Origin of the sequence: Mobilitalea sibirica, from assembly GCF_015999265.1 — a bacterium.
GTDB classification, from domain to species: domain Bacteria; phylum Bacillota; class Clostridia; order Lachnospirales; family Lachnospiraceae; genus Mobilitalea; species Mobilitalea sibirica.
The window spans coordinates 110,278-128,383 of sequence record NZ_JAEAGR010000005.1 but is presented as its reverse complement, the minus strand read 5'-3'; the positions used below and the strand labels follow the sequence as shown (position 1 = coordinate 128,383).

Sequence of the window (18,106 nt, the reverse complement as noted above, 5' to 3'; positions counted from 1 at the left end):
ATTATGTACAGTATTAACTAAATCATACAATCAACAGACAAATACCATAATGTCATGTTGAAATTAGAATACAGAGTTTGCCTTAGTTATGAAAAAACTGCCGAAATCATCTGTTAATTGGATGATTCGGCAGTTTATATTACTTTATATATTTAAATCCATATCCTATTCTAAGAATTTAATTTGATACTATTTTATCTTTTTTCATTCCCATCGAATTATTGTATTATTTTAATCCATTGTATAGAGCATTTAGTAGGACTCTGTTTGGGTCTTGACTAAGTTCCCAGATCATTGCTCCTCCCAAGCCCTTGGTATTAATGTATTCTGCTTTTAACCCTATGGATTGTTCGTCATCATAGGTAATAAAGGTTGATCCGTCAAATAACCAGGGTACCATGGATTCCTGATGGTAATATCGAACAAATCCTGGTGCATTCAGATAATTAGCCGCTATATTAGCATAATTTATGGATGCGCTTCCTGAGTAAGTTTGATACAATCCGTCATTTTGATTGCTAACTGACTTATAGATATATCCATAGAACGGAACCCCCATAATTATTTTATCTTTTGTAAATCCTGCATTCAACCAGATGTTGATACTCGCATCCACACTCCATTTAAATTGTGGGGAAACATCATTATTGATATATAGAGGCGCATTAAAATCTGTATAAGGCTCCCAGGAGCCGTGGATATCATAGGTCATAATATTGGCAAAATCAACATATTGATGAAGTTTGTTTAGCTCAATGTTATTCACATACCAGCTTCCGGCCGCTCCGGCAAAAGTCAGTATATAATCTTTACCGTCAATAGCTCCTCTTACGTCAAGCTTTTCTCTTAGTTTCTGCATTAACAAGGTAAAGTTTTGTTTATCCTCCGGTCTCCTTGTATTCGTTGCTAAACCACCGGCAACCGGGTATTCCCAGTCAATATCAACTCCGTCAAAACCGTGTTTTACAATAAAATTTACACAGCTGTCTGCAAATATAGTTCTGGATTCCTCCGTAAGAGCTACATCCGAGAATCTTCCTGACCAGGACCAGCCACCGACTGCGATCATTGTTTTTAAACTAGGATTTTTTAACTTAAGTGCATTTAACTTGCTTATATTGTCCAGATCTATCTCAGGATATCCCAAAGTGATTTTATAATCTGCACCGATATTGGCAAAAGCATAATTGATATGGGTCAGCTTACTTACATCGATTTTATCCGGCGTAAAACCGGAATAGGCTGCCCACGCTCCATAATATCCGACTACCTTTTTCGCAGGAGCAGGTAAGGGTGTAGGTGTTGGAGTGGGTATTGGCGTTGGTGCCTGGGTTGGTTTCGGCGTCGGTGTTGGTGCCTGGGTCGGTTCCGGCGTCGGTGTAGGTGCCTGGGTCGGTTCCGGCGTCGGTGTTGGTGCCTGGGTCGGCTCCGGGGTCGGTGTCGGTGCCTGGGTCGGCTCCGGGGTCGGTGTCGGTGCCTGGGTCGGTTCCGGCGTCGGCGTTGGTGCCTGGGTTGGTTTCGGCGTCGGTGTAGGTGCCTGGGGCGGCTCCGGCGTCGGCGTAGACTCAGGTATTGATTTCCCCAGGGTTGTGACTGTTACATAATTACTTGGATTTGATAAATTGCCCGCCGCATCTATTGCTTCCACATAAAATGTATATGTACTATTAGATTTTAAATTAATTGCATTATATGTAGTGAATGTGGTACTACCAATATGATTATTATTCTGATAAATATGATAGGAAGACACACCTTTATTATCATAGGAGGCATCCCATTGGAGTGATATCAATGTATCAGTTATATTCGTTGCTGTGAGATTACTTGGTGCTGTAGGAGGTTTTTTCTCCCCTCTGTTCGGTCTTGCTGCTAAGACTGTAGATCCTGATAAGCCCGAAAATATAATTACGAATAACAATATCTTGGCAATCAATCCCCGTTTCTTTAACTTGAGTCTCATCATATTAGGTGTCTCCTTTTCGTCGCATTTTAGATTAATGGATTACAATTAGAAAGTAATATCAACCTCCTTTTTTGTTGATTATCTACAAATAGTATAAATTAATGCTATCAACTTATATACATTATGTCAACTAACTAATAGTGAAAAGGAACTGGTAATTTACTCCACAACCACCATAAATATCTTAAATTTAATGGTATTTTTATTAAGTACTTTTTAAAATTTCTGATACGTTTTATTGTGATAATATTGTCGTCCATTTAGGATTGACAGGAGTAAGAATTAGTTATATAATTTTTAATGAACGAACATTCATTCATTATAAGGAGGAATACAGTTGCCAAGAACGAAAGAACAATTTGAGGCTATGAGAGTATTCACAAGAGAAAAAATCCATGGGGCTGCATTAAATCTATTTACACAAAAAGGATTTTTTGCTACAAGCGTTCAAGATATTGCCCGTTATGCAGATATTAGTATTGGTTTAATGTACCGCCACTATAAATCTAAGGAGGATTTGTTTGGAGAATTGGTTTATGAAGCAGCCTATGGTTTGGAAGAACAAGCGAAACAATTTCAAAGTAATGCTTCTCCGGTAGATCTTATTAAAAAGTTTACAATTGAAATTATGGAGGACTTTAAAAAAAATGATGAATTTGCCAGACTTACGGTTCTCATGGCTCAAGCATTTATGATGGATGGTTTTCTGCCACAAGTAAATTATCTGCTGAAAAAAAACCAGGAATTATTTACTCAAACGGAACGGTTAATCGAGAGTGGACAGTCCTTCGGTCAGTTTAAGGAAGGGAATCCAAAAGAGATGGTGCTGACTTATTATGCTGCTATTCAAGGTCTTGCTGAAATGAAACTAGTTTTAAATGATAGATTTATCACACCTAACCCAAAGATATTATATTCTATATTGATTAAGGAGGAATTCCATGATTGAAATAAAAAAAGCCGGTAATTTAGGAGAATATACGAAACGAAGGATTAGCGAGATTTTTGTGGAAGGGTTTGGAAAACATTTGACTTTCTTCTCTAAGGATAGCCATAAGCTGGTTGATGCTTTTGAGCATATGTTTGTTATTGATTTATTTTTTGTTGCGGTTGTTGATGAAGTAATCGCAGGAATAACTGCCTGTAGCAATGGTATCAGCTCTTGCATTAATCTAGACAGAAAAGAGTTAAGAAAGCACTTAGGATTTTATAAGGGAACCATGGCTTATTTTATACTAAAACACGAATTTGAAAAACCTGCCATCGTTACAGGAGATGGACTGGCTTCGGTTGAATTTGTTGCGACCGCAGAAAAATTCAGAAAAAAAGGGGTTGCTTTGGCTTTAATCAACCACCTGTTTTCTTTACCACAATATTCTGAATATGTACTGGAGGTAGCTGATACGAATATCAACGCAGTAAAATTGTATAATAAACTGGGCTTTAAAGAATTTAAACGTATAAAACAGAAATACAGTAAAATTTCTGGTGTAAACTATCTTGTATATATGAAATATGTAAAATCTTAAAAAAATAAGTACATATGATTTTTATATATATCATAGACAATAACAATCTTATAACCTTGAATATAAATTCATTTTATAAAAATGTGAAGGGTATAAAGGCCATATTCACTTTACGTTTGCCTGATACTACAATAATGTATTGATCAGGCAAACGTAAAGTGAATATGGCCTCTAAAGAGTAGGTGCAGAAATCCCTTCAGTCCATTTAAACAAACCTTTTTCAGCTATAACATAATCTGATTTCTCTTATTGTATAAGGTCATATAACCAAAGTGCAGAGAGGAAAATACGGTTAAGCAGACCGAGGTACAGATTGCAATCATAATTGCGATCTGATACATAATAGCCGTGGTTGGCAGGGTACCTGATAGGATTTGTCCGGTCATCATACCCGGAAGAGAGATAATCCCCATGCCTAGCATATTATTCATAGTAGGTAATAAAGCCGTCTCCAAAGCATTATTGACATAAGGCAAAAGTATTTTTTTCGGTGTTACCCCAAGGTTTAAGAGTGCTTCGATCTTATTTCTCTGGGTTTTAATGCTTTCCATAAAGGTCTTCATGCCGAGGGTAACCCCTGTCATAGCATTTCCGATAATCATTCCTGCCAAAGGTATGGTGTACTGAGGGTTAAATATATTTACCTGAACAACTGCCATTACAAAATAAGATAGAACAAATAATCCTGATATAGCCAAGGAAAAGGACAATGCTATTTTAAAATTACGATTAATACCTTTGTTTTTTGATAGTACTCTTCGGATGGAGAATGCTATCATCGCAATCAAATATATGATAACAAAAATCGGATGGGGATTTTTAAAAATATAAGTTAATATTAGTCCTGCCAAAACCAATTGTACGGTCATACGAAGGCTGGCCACGATTAACAGTTTTGTCTGATTAATCTTTGACCTCTTCATAATGTACAATATGATAAGCAGTAACAGGTAGATCAGACTAAATTGCACTATATTTAGCTGGACGATTCCCTTCATTGGCTCTCCCTCCTTTTAATCGTTATCACATGTTCTGCGAATTGTTCCGTAATATTAGGATCATGGCTGACGATAATAACGGTTATGTTATTTTCTTTGCAGTAAGATAAAACATTGTGGATCACATTTTGGCTGTTTTCCTTATCGAGAGCTGAGGTAGGCTCATCCATCATCAGTACTTTAGGGTGAAAGGATAAGAAGATTGCGATATAAATTCGCTGCCGTTCTCCGCCGGACATCGTTGTACAGTCCTGCTCCAGCGGAAATGGTATACAGCAAAGATCAAGAAATCTTCTCATCTCCTGTTCCGATGGGGCATCCAAACCTCGATATTCATAAAACTGTATAAAATTATCTCTGATGCTTAAGTCAAATAGATATAAAGACTGACTTATTAATAATATCTCCTTACGCAATTCAATCGTATCAATCTCATTAAGATCCTGTCCTTCATAAAAAACATTACCTTGACTTGGTGAATAAGTTCCGTTAAATAATCTTAATAATGTTGATTTTCCTGTTCCGCTGCTTCCAACAATAAAATTCACTTGGTTCTTTATAATCCCTACGTCCTGATAATGGATTATATCGTTAAAAGATAAGTCTTTTGTGCTTATGATCATACTTTCCATGGTTTATCTCATCCTTTATATTAATTTATTGATTCTCATTATGCATGCAGTTATCAATGGCAATGACCAAAGCACAAACAAAGCCCGCATCTTCCTCTTCAGGTATATCAAGTTCATAACTATCTCCCCAGGATAACCATTTTTTATGTATACTTCCAAAATATTTGCCGTTTTTCGTTATTTCATAGTCCATTTGAAAGAAGTCTCCGATGATTTGTATCTCTCCGTATCTGCTTTCGACTCTTAATTTTCTTTTAAATAAAGCAAACTCCTGGCTAACAGTGGCACAAAGCGTATCATTTTGATATATCTCATAACGAGCCAAAAGAAATGTAATCTTTCTCTTAATAAAATAAAGTTCCTTGCCCTGGGTATCGTATAAATGCAGTTTCGCTCCGATGGCAAATAACTGACTTTTCACATCAAATACTACATTTTCATTCGCATCATAAATATCATATTTATCTCCCACCGAAAAAATTCTTTGCTTAATATAAAGCTTCATTTTAGTCCCTCACTTTCTAATTAAATCATTATATTCCTTATAGTATTCCTTATAAAAATGTTTATTTCCATTGATACACTATTATTTAATACATTCTATCAACATCTTATTTCTTGTTTCATTACCTATGTCCTAAGCTCTAATGCTATTAGAATATACGGATACCTGTGATATGAATGTTTAAATTATGGCCTATGATTATATCTTTCATTATAAATCATAATCTATCTTATTAAGTTCGTCAAATACAAGCCAAAATTCGCTTTTCACTTCTTCTACATAATTACATACTGTGTATCTATATAAAAATGGTATGCTATCCGGTACTTTACATAAAACTTACATAGATTTTATGAAATCCTGTAGGAACAAAATAAAAATTTAATATAGACTGTAATCAGTTAAATATTTTATAGTACTGGAGGACTACAAATGAAAAGCATTAAAACAAAACTCATCTTATCTTTTTCCATATTAATCGTATCCATTACCCTACTAATTGGTTTGATTTCTTTAGGAATCGGTTACAGCTCTATCAAAGGAGAAGCAAAAAAATCACTGGAACTGTTAGCCGGGGAAGGAGCTAAGTTAACTGAAAGCAGAATGACTACATTGATAACCACATTGAATATGATAGCCATGAAAAAAGAAATTAAGGAAATGGGCTGGGAAGTGAATATAAATGTCTTGCGTGAAGAACTTGAAAAAACGGAGTTTCTTGACATCGGTTATGTCTTACCAAATGGATATACACATTATACGGATGAAACTGTTCGGCTGCTAAGTGATAGAAGCTATGTCCAAAATGCCCTGAACGGTCATGCCAATCTATCCGATGTTGTGATTAGCCGAGTTACACGTAAACCGGAAATTATGGTGGCAGTGCCGGTTATGAAACAGAATAAAGTTGTAGGCGCATTGGTTGCCAGAAAAGAAGCCGATGCATTAAGTAATATAATTCAGGATGCCGGATATGGTGAGAAAGGTTTTGCTTTTATGATGAATGGTAACGGTACAGTAATCGCCCACCCGGATGTAATACAGGTGTTGGATCGTTATAATCCTCTAGAAGATCATAGTGCCTCCGTTAGCGACTCATATGTCAAAGCGTTTCAGCAAATGATTGATGACAAAAACGGTGTTACTAATTACACCTATAATACAAGTAGTCTGTATGCAGGATTTGCACCAATACAAGGAACGGACTGGATCTATGTTATCACAGCAGACGAAAAAGAGGTTATGTCCATGATCCCAAGACTTTACCGTTCCATACTGTTTGTCATGTTACTTGTATTAATTGTAGGATTAGGTTTTGTATATATCCTTGACAGCTCGATTACAAAGCCCCTTTTAGGTATTATAAATCAATCAGAGCGTATTGCTGATTTAGATATATCAGAAAACATACCGGATACTTATATGAATCAAAAAGATGAAATTGGAACATTATCCGGTACCTTTCAGAAACTAACATTACATTTACGGGAAGTCATTAAGCAGATATCAGATTCCTCTCTTATCGTATCTTCGACAGCACAGGAATTAACTGCAACTTCACATCAATCCGCCAAAATTATGGGAGAAATCACTCAGGTAGTTGAGGATATCGCAAGTGGAGCATCCGAACAAGCCAAAAGTACCGAAATCGGTTCCCAAAAAGCTGCTTTACTGGGTGATATGATCGAAAGAAATCATGAGAATTTATTAAACCTGAATTCTTCCTTAACTAATGTAACCAAAGTAGTGAAGGAAGGTATCAAAGAAATCGAAAGGCTATCTACGATATCGAAAGAAAATGATGCTGCGATAAAAGAAATTCATGATATTATACTGGATACCAAAAAAAGCTCCACAAAAATTCAGGAAGCCAGCAGAATAATTGCCGATATGGCTAAGCAAACAAATCTTCTATCCTTAAATGCAGCCATAGAAGCAGCCAGAGCAGGGGAAGCAGGGAAAGGTTTCTCGATCGTTGCAGAGGAAATAAATAAGATGGCTGAGCAGTCAGCTAGCTCCACAAAATACATAGATGAAATTGTATATGAACTGCAAAAGAATGTTGAAAAAGCAGTGGATAGTATGGAACAGATCACAACAACATCGATAGAACAACACAATAGTGTTAATGATACCATTCATAAATATCACTCCATTGCCGATGCAATGAAAACCTCAGAGACAGCAGTAATAGATATAAATAACACAGGAAATGATATGGATACAGCAAAGAATGATATTATAAAGATGCTTCAATCCCTTGCCTCCATTGCACAACAGAATGCAGCTGTTACCCAGGAAGCATCCTCTACCATGGAAGAACAAACGGCATCCATACAGGAATTAGCAGATGCGAGTGAAAAATTAACGAATCTAGCAAATATACTTCAAGGTATTATATCTAAATTTAAAGTAAATAAGTAGAATTAATAACCAAAAATCACAAAATTCACTGGACGAATTCACCAAAAGAATCTATAATATATAATATACAAATAATGGTATTTATGATAGTTGAGGAGTGATTACATGGGAAACAGGGATATTAAAAAAGATGTTAAGAAAAAGAAAAAAACTGATACCGGCCTTATATCCTCATTAAAGCCTATAATGCCGCAGCCTGAATTGGTTAAAAAGACTAAAAAGAATACCTAGTATGCTATGCACTAATAACCTATAAACAACTTAAATGATTCTATAATACATAATTTCTTTGTATTTAAAGAAAATCAAAGACACTATCTTAATACAAGGTTATTGATCAGGGGCTATTGCATAATGAATCTTTAGGGATATAATTATACTCCTAATTCATTATTCAAAAGCCCCCTTATGATATATCAGTCTTATAAAAATCGCTTTATCCCATTATCTTTCGCATCATTTCCGTCTGCATATCCGGACTATAAAATTGAATTATGTTCTTACCCAGCTCCTTGGCTTTATACATAGCAATATCGGCATTTCTAATTAAATTGCCTTTATCTTCTCCATCCTTGGGAAAAGATGAAATTCCTAAACTGGCTGAAGAACAGATTAGTTTACCATGGACCGAAAAGCTCTCCTCAAATTTATCTTTGATCGTATTCAGATAAGCTAAAACCTCATCCTCTGTGATATCCCGGGGTATGAGCAATGCAAATTCATCTCCGCCCATTCTACCCATAAGGTCTTTATCATGGATGATCGAATTAATTCGGTTTGCCACCGCACTTATAAACTGGTCTCCGGCATCGTGTCCCATTGTGTCATTTATATTTTTAAAATAATCTATATCGATATAGACCACATATAATTTTGTCTTTGTTTTCTTAGCATTATGTAACATCTCATCTAATTTTTGATATACCATTTTTCTGTTTGGTAATTCTGTTAATACATCATGATATGCAAGAAAATGCAGCTTCTCCTCGTTTTGCTTAATCTGATTGTTATATTCAGTAAGTTGCTCATTCTGTTGATATAATTTGATTTCATTTGCAGTAACCTCCTGATAGAGATCTTCGATCTTCTGCTTCTGATCATTCAGAAGGTGTAACTGCTTTATAAGCTTTTTATAACGATTGACATGGTTTTTTTGAACAACACCAGCTAAAACTATAAGGCTAATAAGAAGTAAAATCAAAAAACCATAAAAGGCTTGATTATAATATGGATTATGATCCGGCATTTTTATAAAAGCATAGATCCCAGCCATGGTTATGACTGCTCCACTTAAAAAGAGCATTTTCTTTTGGATCTGGAACATAGATATAATTAAGAGTATGCAGGCAATAATCCAGATCATCGGTCCAAAGATATCATTAAACCGTATAAAGATAAAGAAACACCATACAGCGTATAATATTGCCACTGAATTTGATAATACTCTTAAAGTAATTTTTGCTCTTAGTAAAATCTCAAATACCGTTCCAATCAACAAGAAAACAACAGAATCAGCTATTACATTCCATACATTCTCATGAAATACACCGCAACGTATTAGTAAATTAGAAATGGCTAAAATAAAAAGAATTGGAGATGCAATCATACATGCCATTTTATTTTCATATTTAATTATGGTAGGTAAATCTGTCGCTTTGTCAATTATCTTTAAGATGTCGGGAACCAGATATCTTTCTCTCTTTATACCCATATTTCTCCCCCTTGTATAACCAAACCAATAATAGTACTTTAGTACTATGAATAGTATTATATTCCTATTTATCAGAGTTTGCAATACAATGTTTGTAATTAAATTCAATATTTGGGGGTTTTTGTATAATTTTTATCAAATTTCTTTAGATAATCTAGTTAATATCCACATTACGTGCCATTTTACTTCGTTTGGATAGGAAGCTCTACTTAAATCATACAATGATATGAAACTTTTTTAGCTCATTTCGAATTTCTTGATGTGAAGTTACATGTATCGTCTGAAAACCCAATACTTTTGCTGCTTCCACGTTCACCTTCGTATCATCTAAAAATACGGCTTCCTGAGGAATGATATTGTACTTATCTATCAGTGCCTGAAAGATTGCCGGCTCCGGTTTTACATAACCTACTTCATAAGATATTACTGCTCCATCCACATGCTGAAAGAACTCAAAATTCTCCTTTGCATGTTGGAAGTTTCTCCCTCCGTAATTAGAAAGTAGATAAACCTTATATCCCTTTTTCTTTAAATCTTGAATTAGTTCGACAGAACCTTCATACTCCCATACCACTTGATAGCTTTTATCTAAAAACTCAGCAATTTCCGATGCAACCTCAGGATCATTGGCAATAAACTGATCAATTAACTCCTGTTCCATATTAAGACTGCGGTCCAACTCTTTCCACAGCCTGTGATATACAGTTGCTTTACCGATTTTGTCTATGGTCACATCATCATAACCGCATTCCTTAAGATATTCCAGCCAACCAAAATGTGCCAATACATTGCCAATATCAAATACTATTGTGTTTATCATACTCTTCTCCTAATGTCTTTCTCGTATTTTACTTTAGTTTATCTAATCCCTGTAAAATTCTCTCATCACTATAAATAGATGCTGTAAAACATGCGCATCACTTAGTCAGCTTATGGTTTTACAGCATCTGTTTTATTTGCTTTTCTTAACTAGCCTTCCAACGCTTTAATGTAGGAAAAAACTTCTGCATCGTATTTCTTGCCGTATCTTCTGACATTCCTTCATTGCCGGATACCATATGAGGAACACAGAAGTCTATCATTTCATCCATGCTCATATCCGATGTGAAAGCCCCATCCTTAAAACAATATACACAGTAATCTGAGTTCTTGCTTCCATCCGCATCCGTTCCGTACAATTCATCCGTATCGCCAAGAGGCATACCACAGCTTTGGCATAATTTCATATTCTCCATCTTATTTACCTCCATTCTTGATTACATCTGTTTGATGTATTATTATCATAACAAAGATAAATAGACATCTGTATGTCATATTTAAAATCCTATTTTTATTCTCGAGTTAATATCTATTTGGCAGCTTTATATTCAGATTTTTTACTCCAGCATTGTAGCTCCACAATATTACCCTCCGGATCTGTAGCATAAACAAATTCAGCAGATCTTCCATCCTCGAATTTCGTAGTTACGACTTCTCCGATCTGTCCTCCTCCAGCATCTTTTATCCTTTGTAACATTTCCTTCACATTATCTACTTCAAAAGCTAGATGAGCAAATCCGCTTTGATTAATTTCTTTTCTAATAGAAACTCTCATTTCATCATAAGAAAATATCTCAAGCGTAGGGTAACCGTCCTTATATCCCGGTAAGCATAAATGTTCTCCTATGATATGTGCATTCTTTACTCCAGTCAATCGATCAAGCCATTCGCCTTTTAGGTCTCTGGTTTGCCCTATGCTCTTACATTGAAACACTTCTTTATAAAATCCAATTACTTTCTTACTGTCTTTCGCAATAATATTCGTATGCACATAACGAAGCATTTGCTCTCCTCCTTGCTCTAAATAGGAAACATAAACTTTCATACAATCCTATGGTAACTAGGAGTTTACCTGACTTTCATACATACCTTTTGATATATTAAAGTAATATAAAAATACAATATGAAAGATAAATCCGGCTACCATACCCATAAATCCCAGCAAAGGAGCAATCAGAGCCAGGTAGGTCAAAAAGGAACAAATTGCAATCAGTTTCCATACCATAAACAATGTTTCAGCCTTCAGTTTCCACTGATATATCTTTTCCATGTCCTGAATACCCATAACGATACTATAGGTTATATACAGCGAGATGATTGTTGATACAAGTCCAAGAAATAATGACAGATACCCCATGGATACACTAATCCCTAGTAAATCAAAAACATATATAACAGCAGTAAATAAGACCATACACCTTACATAAGGTTTCACTTTGCCAAACCATTGACTACGCAAACTTAATTCATAAAGCCCTTTGTGTATCAATATATATCCGATAAAATCCGGAATAAGGCCTATCGTTGAAGCATTCAAATTAAAATTAAAATTCAAAAACACAAATAAAAACCCAATAAAAATTCGACCCATTTATAACTCCTTTACTCCGTGTAGTTCGTTTACATCATTATGACCAGCATATCATATATCCTGTCAAAATCCATATCATCATTCGAAGTCAAACGAAATATCTTTTTGAGTCACCATGGATATTTTTATCATAATGTTATATCTATAGTAACAGTAAAACTAATATTAAGCAACAATTTCCTTGCACTTAGCTTTCCTGTAAAAGTTATAATCTAATTTCCTTTGTCTTGATTTTATCCGTAAACACCTTATCATGCTCTACGAAAACAATCGTTGGCTGATAATTTAAAATCAATTCTTCTATCTGCACCCTAGAGAGAACATCAATAAAGTTAAGTGGTTCATCCCATAGAAATACATGGGCCGGCTCTGCCAGACTCTTAGCCAGCAATACCTTCTTCTTTTGTCCCCCACTAAAATCCTTAATATCTTTCTCAAATTGATTTCTCGAAAAATCCAACTGTCTTAATACCGTTTTAAAGATTGTTTCATCCAGTCCATAGGTAATGGCAAAATCCTTAAGACTTCCTGCAAGGCAGGAAGTATCCTGAGATATATAAGAGATTTTTAATCCGGTTGCCAGATGCAGCTTACCCCTATATGAGATATCTTCTCCTAATAGAAGTTTAAATAGTGTGGATTTGCCCGAACCGTTCTTTCCTCTGACTGCAATCCGCTCACCGCTGTTTAATGAGAAGCTGATGTTGGAAGCCACTTCTCTTTCAACGTAAAATAAAGATAAGTCCTCAGCCTCTATAAAACGCTTTTTATGAAACTTCATGACATTCATCTTAAGCGGATCAGCATGCTCTATATTTTTGAGAAGATCCTTCTTGTCATCTATTGCTTTGAGTTTTCTGCTTTCAATTGATTTCGCCCTTTTCATCATCTTTGCCGCTTTATGCCCTATGGCTCCCCGATCAGCCGAATGGGTACCTATTTTGGAAGCTTCCACCTGATCTGCCCAGCCCATGGCCCTTTTTGCAGCATCATTTAAAATTGCTATCTCCTTCTTCAACTGCTCATTTTGCTCTAATTCATAGCGCTCCTGCAACTCTTTGTTCTCATGCCAGGAAGAGAAATTGCCCTTTTGTACTTCGATGTTATTAAGATTAATGGAAAGTACATGATCAATACATTGATCTAAAAAAGCCCGGTCATGGGATACCAGTATAAAACCCTTTTTTGTCTGAAGATATTGCGCCAAAGTCTCCCTGCCTTCCATATCCAGATGATTCGTAGGTTCATCAATCAATAAAAAACGATTCTTCTTTAAGAATAAGGCTCCCAGCATAATCTTAGTCCGTTCCCCAAAGCTTAAGGTAGAAAACGGTCTGTGAAGTACCGAAGGGTCCATCGAAAGCTTAGCGATTTCTTTGTCAATCAGCTCTTCAATAATATAACCGTCATGCTTTTGATATAGCTCCTGAAGCTCTCCATAGCGGTTTAGTCCTAAGGTTACATCCCGATCATTCTCTTGAGCCTTCAGGCATAGCTCCATCTCCCTTTCCCAGTCCTGAAACGGAGCAATAATCTCTTTCATAACCTCCATAGAACTTTTATCGTCATCTGTTACCTCAAAGGGAAAGTAATCAAACTCTATGGAAGTACTGATGCTTCCCTGGTAATCATATTTACCCAATAAAAGGTTTAGAAAGGTTGTCTTCCCTCTTCCATTCCTTCCGATAAAACCAAGCTTCCAATCCGTATCAATCTGAAAGCTGACATGTTCAAATATATTATCATACACTGTATCATAGCTAAAGGTTAAATCATTTACCGCAATCTGCGACATAATATCATCCTCCTTCTTAACGTAGCCACAAGTATTGTTTCTGTAGTACCTTTCAGCGGATTTCACACCACACTATTTCATGAACACAAAAAAACCACAAGAAATTATCCTTCTTGTGGTTACGTTTGCTTTCATAATTTATGAAACCTAATCATATAGGAAGCTTATATTTTGGTGATTACAATAGAGCTTCCACCATTATAATCATAAATTAGGTTCCTAACTGCACTTATAATCAGAATTTGAATGATAATTTCTTGCCCGCAATAAAACAAAGCTAACAATTAGCTTGTAATAATGCATATTCAATTACTTATTAGCAAGAAATTTTAAACATCCTTTACCCTCACTTTATAAATATATTTTTGCTTATTCTAGCATTGAAACCTAAGTATGTCAACACCGAAACCTCAGTTTTCTTTAGCTTCTTCGTTTTCCTTATCAGTATCCATATCCAGAAGGATATCTAAAAACTTAAGGTAATCCTCATAGGAAAAGATGGATTCTACTAATACGGATACATCCTGATTTGAGACAATCGGAGCTGCTTTCACAGGCTGATAAGTATAATTTATGGTCGGTGCAGTTACCATCGGAGTAGACTTCGTTACGGTAACGTTACCGGTATTCAGTTCCTGCTTCATGAATTTATTTACTTTAACCACATAGTTTTGAGTTTCTTCAAAAGGGGGAATCCCACCGTATTTTCTCACATTACCCATACCGGCATTATAAGCTGCTAAAGCTAAGTTTGTATCTCCATCGTATTTATCCAGTAATTCCTTGATATACTTAGCACCACCCATAATATTCTGCTCCGGATCAAAAGAATCCTTTACTCCTAGATAAGCTGCTGTCTTAGGCATTAATTGCATGATACCCTGAGCTCCGCTTCTGGATACGGCCTCCGGTCTAAAATCAGATTCCGCTTTTCCAATTGCTTTTAACAAATTTACCGATACATTATATTTTTTTGCCGCTTCTTCAAAAATATCATCCAAAGACTTCGTCTCTTTCATATAGGAAGAGAAATCCGGATTGTTATTTCCTTTTACTTTAACAGCATTTGTTCCATAACTATTCTTTTGTTCTATATTAGATACCGCGTTCACTTCTGACATTGAATTCCTCCGTATGTTTCTAAAAGCATAACGGAAATACCGTTATATCATCCTTATCAAAAAGTTAATATTGAATTAAACACCGATGTATAGCTAATATATACTCGATTTATTTTCCGTTGATTTATTATGCATCCATTTATTATACGTTAATTGCTATGAGTTGATTTAACTACACTCCGGTCTATATAAGCACCAATCCTAGTCAGAGTATATGTGTACTTGATGGAATCTGTGTTAATGGAATCTTTGTTGATGATATCTTTGTTGATGAAATCTCCACCTATCATATCTCTTTTTATAATAACGTTCTTCTTAACTCCTCGCCGGATTTGATTGAGAGATACGCCGGCGCGATGTCAAATACGGATCTGGCACCGGTTTGACCTTCTTGGTTTAATCGATAGGCTGCTCTTGCATAAGCCAATAATACATTAGCCGTAAAATCAGGATTAGAATCTAGTTTTAGGCTATATTCGATAATATGAGAGCTCTCGTTATGAAAGCCTGTTTTACCACTTTGGAATACAAAACCACCGTGCGGAATTCCCTGATGATCTCTTTCAAGTTCTTCTTCTGTGATAAAATGCACGATGGTATCATAGTCGGCGAAATAATTCGGCATTGATTTTATCTCATGCTCAATTTTTTGCAGATCCGCTCCGGCTTCTGCTACGACAAAGCATTCTCTAAGATGCTTTTCTCTCGTTGTGAATTCCGGTGTTTCACCCTTTCTTACCCTTTCCATCGCTTCTTCCACAGGGATGGTATACTGCTTGGCATTCCGTACCCCCTCTACCCGGCGGATTGCATCGGAATGGCCCTGACTTACTCCTTTTCCCCAGAAGGTATAATTTTTACCTTCCGGTAAGATTGCCTCAGCATACAATCGATTTAATGAAAACATTCCGGGATCCCAGCCACCGGAGATGATACCTATCTTTTTCGATGACTTTGCTTTCTTATCAACAGCATCAAAATACTCAGGAATCTTAGCATGGGTATCATAACCATCCACTGTATTAAACATTCCGGCAAACTCCGGTCCCTGTTCCGGCAGATCAGACATACTTCCTCCACAGAGTACCATAACATCAATCTGATCTGTCATGTTAGCCGCATCCTCTATATGATAAGCTTTTACACCTTCAGTTAAAAGGTGAATAGAATTTGGATTACGTCTTGTAAAAACCCCAACTAATTCCATGTCAGGATTCTGACGAATTCCAGCTTCCGTACTCTTACCTAAATTACCATAACCTACAATACCAATTCTAATTTTCTTCATATGAAGTACCTCCAGTAAACTTTATGCTAATAAATATGTTATATGTATTATTTTGTATTATAACATAATCTAGTCATAGATTGTACTATCTTTTTCATTTCAATATAAAAATGATTCATACAATTAAATGTAGAAATAAGATGAACCGACAAGCAGTATCTCTTGTCATGTATTATATAACTCTAAGAAATAAGCTATGCGAATTTCTCCGATGTCAATTGTATGGAGATTTTACGCGGGTCATGACAAATTCCATAGGAAAAATATCTTATTATAGCAATAGCATCACAATATGTTAGTAATATCTCTACGCTTTATATGAACAAGGACAAGTGGTAATCCACTTGTCCCTGTTCGATAATTATTTTATATCAATCCTTACTAAGAATTAGTTTGTAAATAACTGTGTCCAGTATAATCTACCATTGGACTGATATACACCAATACCAATCTTATTGAAGTTACCGTTTAAGATATTCGCTCTGTGTCCGGGAGAATTCATCCAACCGGTTACTACTTCCTGTGCTGATTTCTGTCCCCATGCGATATTCTCACCGGATGTTCTGTAAGAAACTCCATACTCTTTTAATGCTGTTGAGAAGGATGTTCCGTTAGGTCTGGTGTGGGAGAAAGACTGAACGATTTCTTGTGCACGCTTATTCGCTGCATTTGTTAGTGCAGGGGTTGTAGTGAAAGCGGATAATCCTGCTTTTGCACGTTCCTGGTTAACTAATTGAAGAACCTGATTTGCATAAGCGCTAAGTCCTGTATTAGCATTCGTATTTGTAGGTGTCTTAGTACCTGTATTGCTTGGTATTTTTGTATCTACCTTGTTCGGAGCCTTAGGCTCTGTATAGCTGGGCGCTTTTGTAGGCGCCGGTGTCTTTGCAGCAGACTTTTGATTGTTAATTTTGTTTTCAAGCGTTGCTAAAATATCTTCTAAAGAATCGATGTTTTGAATATTTTTGTTAGTAATATTGGTATAACCGTTTTTCTGTAGCTCATTTACAACATCTTGTGTTGTTTCACAATTGGATAAATCAATATTCTTAAATATAACTTGTCCATTCTTTAAGTCGAAATTATCATCCTTAACTGTGCTAGTATTCACATTTGTCTTCTGAGGAACTGTTTCTTTGACAGCTGCTTTTTGTACAGGAGCTTCTGCTTTCTTAACTTCTGCTTCTACTGCCTCTTTCTTGGTACCGGTAACCCCTTTTTTCTTCTGAACAGGTGCTACTTTATTATTGCTGTTATCACTAACCTTCTCTGTTTTCACTTCTTTTTTATCTTCATTGTTCTTAATCTGAACTTCATTCTTTTCGTCTTCTGCTGTATCTTTCTTATCCACTGTCTCAATATCTTTTTCTACTTTAGCATTATCGGAAACAGTTGTTTCCACCTCTGTAATTTTATTAACTTTATTTTCTACTTCTGTAGTTTCTTCTATTTCATTTATATTTACATTATTTGTATTTATATCGTTTACTATTTCTTGCGTATCTTGTTTTGCTCCAATTGTACCGAAGAGTGATAATGCCAGTGTACATATAGATGTTATGATTAATCTTTTCAATGTTTGTACCTCCTTATTGGTATCTGTCTTGCTGCTCCTTTAGACTATCACATACGGCTTAGGGGTTCAATAGTTAGATACTGGTGGATTTCACAACTCTTGTAACATTTGTGTTATTATATTCCTGAAATTATGTAATAAAGTTCTAAAT

17 protein-coding genes are annotated in these 18,106 nt (G+C 35.7%); 4 read left to right on the top strand and 13 right to left on the bottom strand.

The window, feature by feature from the left end:
- Positions 1–226: 226 nt before the first annotated feature.
- Complete coding sequence (locus I5677_RS17320; protein WP_197660818.1) at positions 227–1,966, bottom strand: glycosyl hydrolase family 18 protein; 1,740 nt, start codon at positions 1,964–1,966, stop codon at positions 227–229.
- Positions 1,967–2,303: 337 nt separating this feature from the next.
- Here I5677_RS17320 and I5677_RS06805 point away from each other — a divergent pair, with 337 nt between their 5' ends.
- Both I5677_RS06805 and I5677_RS06800 read left to right on the top strand, forming a co-directional pair.
- The gene (locus tag I5677_RS06805; RefSeq protein WP_197660817.1) at positions 2,304–2,915 is read left to right on the top strand and encodes a TetR/AcrR family transcriptional regulator; all 612 of its coding nucleotides are present in this window, start codon (positions 2,304–2,306) and stop codon (positions 2,913–2,915) included.
- On the top strand, positions 2,908–3,495 hold the full coding sequence (locus I5677_RS06800; RefSeq protein WP_197660816.1) for a GNAT family N-acetyltransferase: 588 nt from the start codon (positions 2,908–2,910) through the stop codon (positions 3,493–3,495). The genes I5677_RS06805 and I5677_RS06800 overlap by 8 nt, the downstream gene beginning before the upstream one ends.
- Positions 3,496–3,719: 224 nt before the next feature.
- On the opposite strand, the gene I5677_RS06795 is transcribed toward I5677_RS06800, so the two are convergent.
- From I5677_RS06795 to I5677_RS06785, 3 genes are read right to left on the bottom strand one after another with little or no spacing between them, the layout of a single operon-like run.
- On the bottom strand, positions 3,720–4,493 hold the full coding sequence (locus I5677_RS06795; RefSeq protein WP_197660815.1) for an ABC transporter permease: 774 nt from the start codon (positions 4,491–4,493) through the stop codon (positions 3,720–3,722).
- A complete protein-coding gene (locus tag I5677_RS06790; protein WP_197660814.1) occupies positions 4,490–5,125 on the bottom strand; it encodes an ABC transporter ATP-binding protein in 636 nt (211 codons plus the stop codon). The genes I5677_RS06795 and I5677_RS06790 overlap by 4 nt, the downstream gene beginning before the upstream one ends.
- 25 nt (positions 5,126–5,150) lie before the next feature.
- Positions 5,151–5,630: an LURP-one-related/scramblase family protein gene (locus I5677_RS06785; protein ID WP_197660813.1), complete on the bottom strand. Its 480-nt coding sequence runs from the start codon at positions 5,628–5,630 to the stop codon at positions 5,151–5,153.
- A 432-nt stretch (positions 5,631–6,062) separates the two neighbouring features.
- Between I5677_RS06785 and I5677_RS06780 the strand changes: the two genes are divergently transcribed.
- Positions 6,063–8,054, top strand: coding sequence for a methyl-accepting chemotaxis protein (locus tag I5677_RS06780; protein WP_197660812.1), 1,992 nt, complete (start codon positions 6,063–6,065; stop codon positions 8,052–8,054).
- Positions 8,055–8,159: 105 nt separating this feature from the next.
- Positions 8,160–8,285 carry a hypothetical protein gene (locus I5677_RS17315; protein WP_279380745.1) on the top strand — a complete coding sequence of 42 codons (126 nt, stop codon included), beginning with the start codon at positions 8,160–8,162 and terminating at the stop codon, positions 8,283–8,285.
- 205 nt (positions 8,286–8,490) lie between these two features.
- Here I5677_RS17315 and I5677_RS06775 read toward each other — a convergent pair whose 3' ends face one another.
- The 9 genes from I5677_RS06775 to I5677_RS17420 form a co-directional block, all read right to left on the bottom strand.
- Positions 8,491–9,765, bottom strand: a complete 1,275-nt coding sequence (locus tag I5677_RS06775) for a GGDEF domain-containing protein (RefSeq protein ID WP_197660811.1) — start codon at positions 9,763–9,765, stop codon at positions 8,491–8,493.
- Between the two features lie 214 nt (positions 9,766–9,979).
- Positions 9,980–10,585, bottom strand: a complete 606-nt coding sequence (locus tag I5677_RS06770) for an HAD family hydrolase (RefSeq protein ID WP_197660810.1) — start codon at positions 10,583–10,585, stop codon at positions 9,980–9,982.
- Between the two features lie 145 nt (positions 10,586–10,730).
- Positions 10,731–11,000 carry a zinc ribbon domain-containing protein gene (locus I5677_RS06765; RefSeq protein WP_197660809.1) on the bottom strand — a complete coding sequence of 90 codons (270 nt, stop codon included), beginning with the start codon at positions 10,998–11,000 and terminating at the stop codon, positions 10,731–10,733.
- 113 nt (positions 11,001–11,113) lie between these two features.
- Positions 11,114–11,587, bottom strand: a complete 474-nt coding sequence (locus tag I5677_RS06760) for a VOC family protein (RefSeq protein ID WP_197660808.1) — start codon at positions 11,585–11,587, stop codon at positions 11,114–11,116.
- Positions 11,588–11,644: 57 nt separating this feature from the next.
- Positions 11,645–12,175 carry a hypothetical protein gene (locus I5677_RS06755; RefSeq protein WP_197660807.1) on the bottom strand — a complete coding sequence of 177 codons (531 nt, stop codon included), beginning with the start codon at positions 12,173–12,175 and terminating at the stop codon, positions 11,645–11,647.
- 205 nt (positions 12,176–12,380) lie between these two features.
- The gene (gene abc-f, locus I5677_RS06750; protein ID WP_197660806.1) at positions 12,381–13,970 is read right to left on the bottom strand and encodes a ribosomal protection-like ABC-F family protein; all 1,590 of its coding nucleotides are present in this window, start codon (positions 13,968–13,970) and stop codon (positions 12,381–12,383) included.
- Between the two features lie 410 nt (positions 13,971–14,380).
- Complete coding sequence (locus tag I5677_RS06745) at positions 14,381–15,091, bottom strand: lytic transglycosylase domain-containing protein (protein WP_197660805.1); 711 nt, start codon at positions 15,089–15,091, stop codon at positions 14,381–14,383.
- Between the two features lie 298 nt (positions 15,092–15,389).
- Entirely contained in the window at positions 15,390–16,379 is a 990-nt protein-coding gene (locus I5677_RS06740) for a diaminopimelate dehydrogenase (protein WP_197660804.1), read from the bottom strand.
- A 388-nt stretch (positions 16,380–16,767) separates the two neighbouring features.
- On the bottom strand, positions 16,768–17,955 hold the full coding sequence (locus tag I5677_RS17420; protein ID WP_330617867.1) for a CAP domain-containing protein: 1,188 nt from the start codon (positions 17,953–17,955) through the stop codon (positions 16,768–16,770).
- Positions 17,956–18,106: the final 151 nt, after the last annotated feature.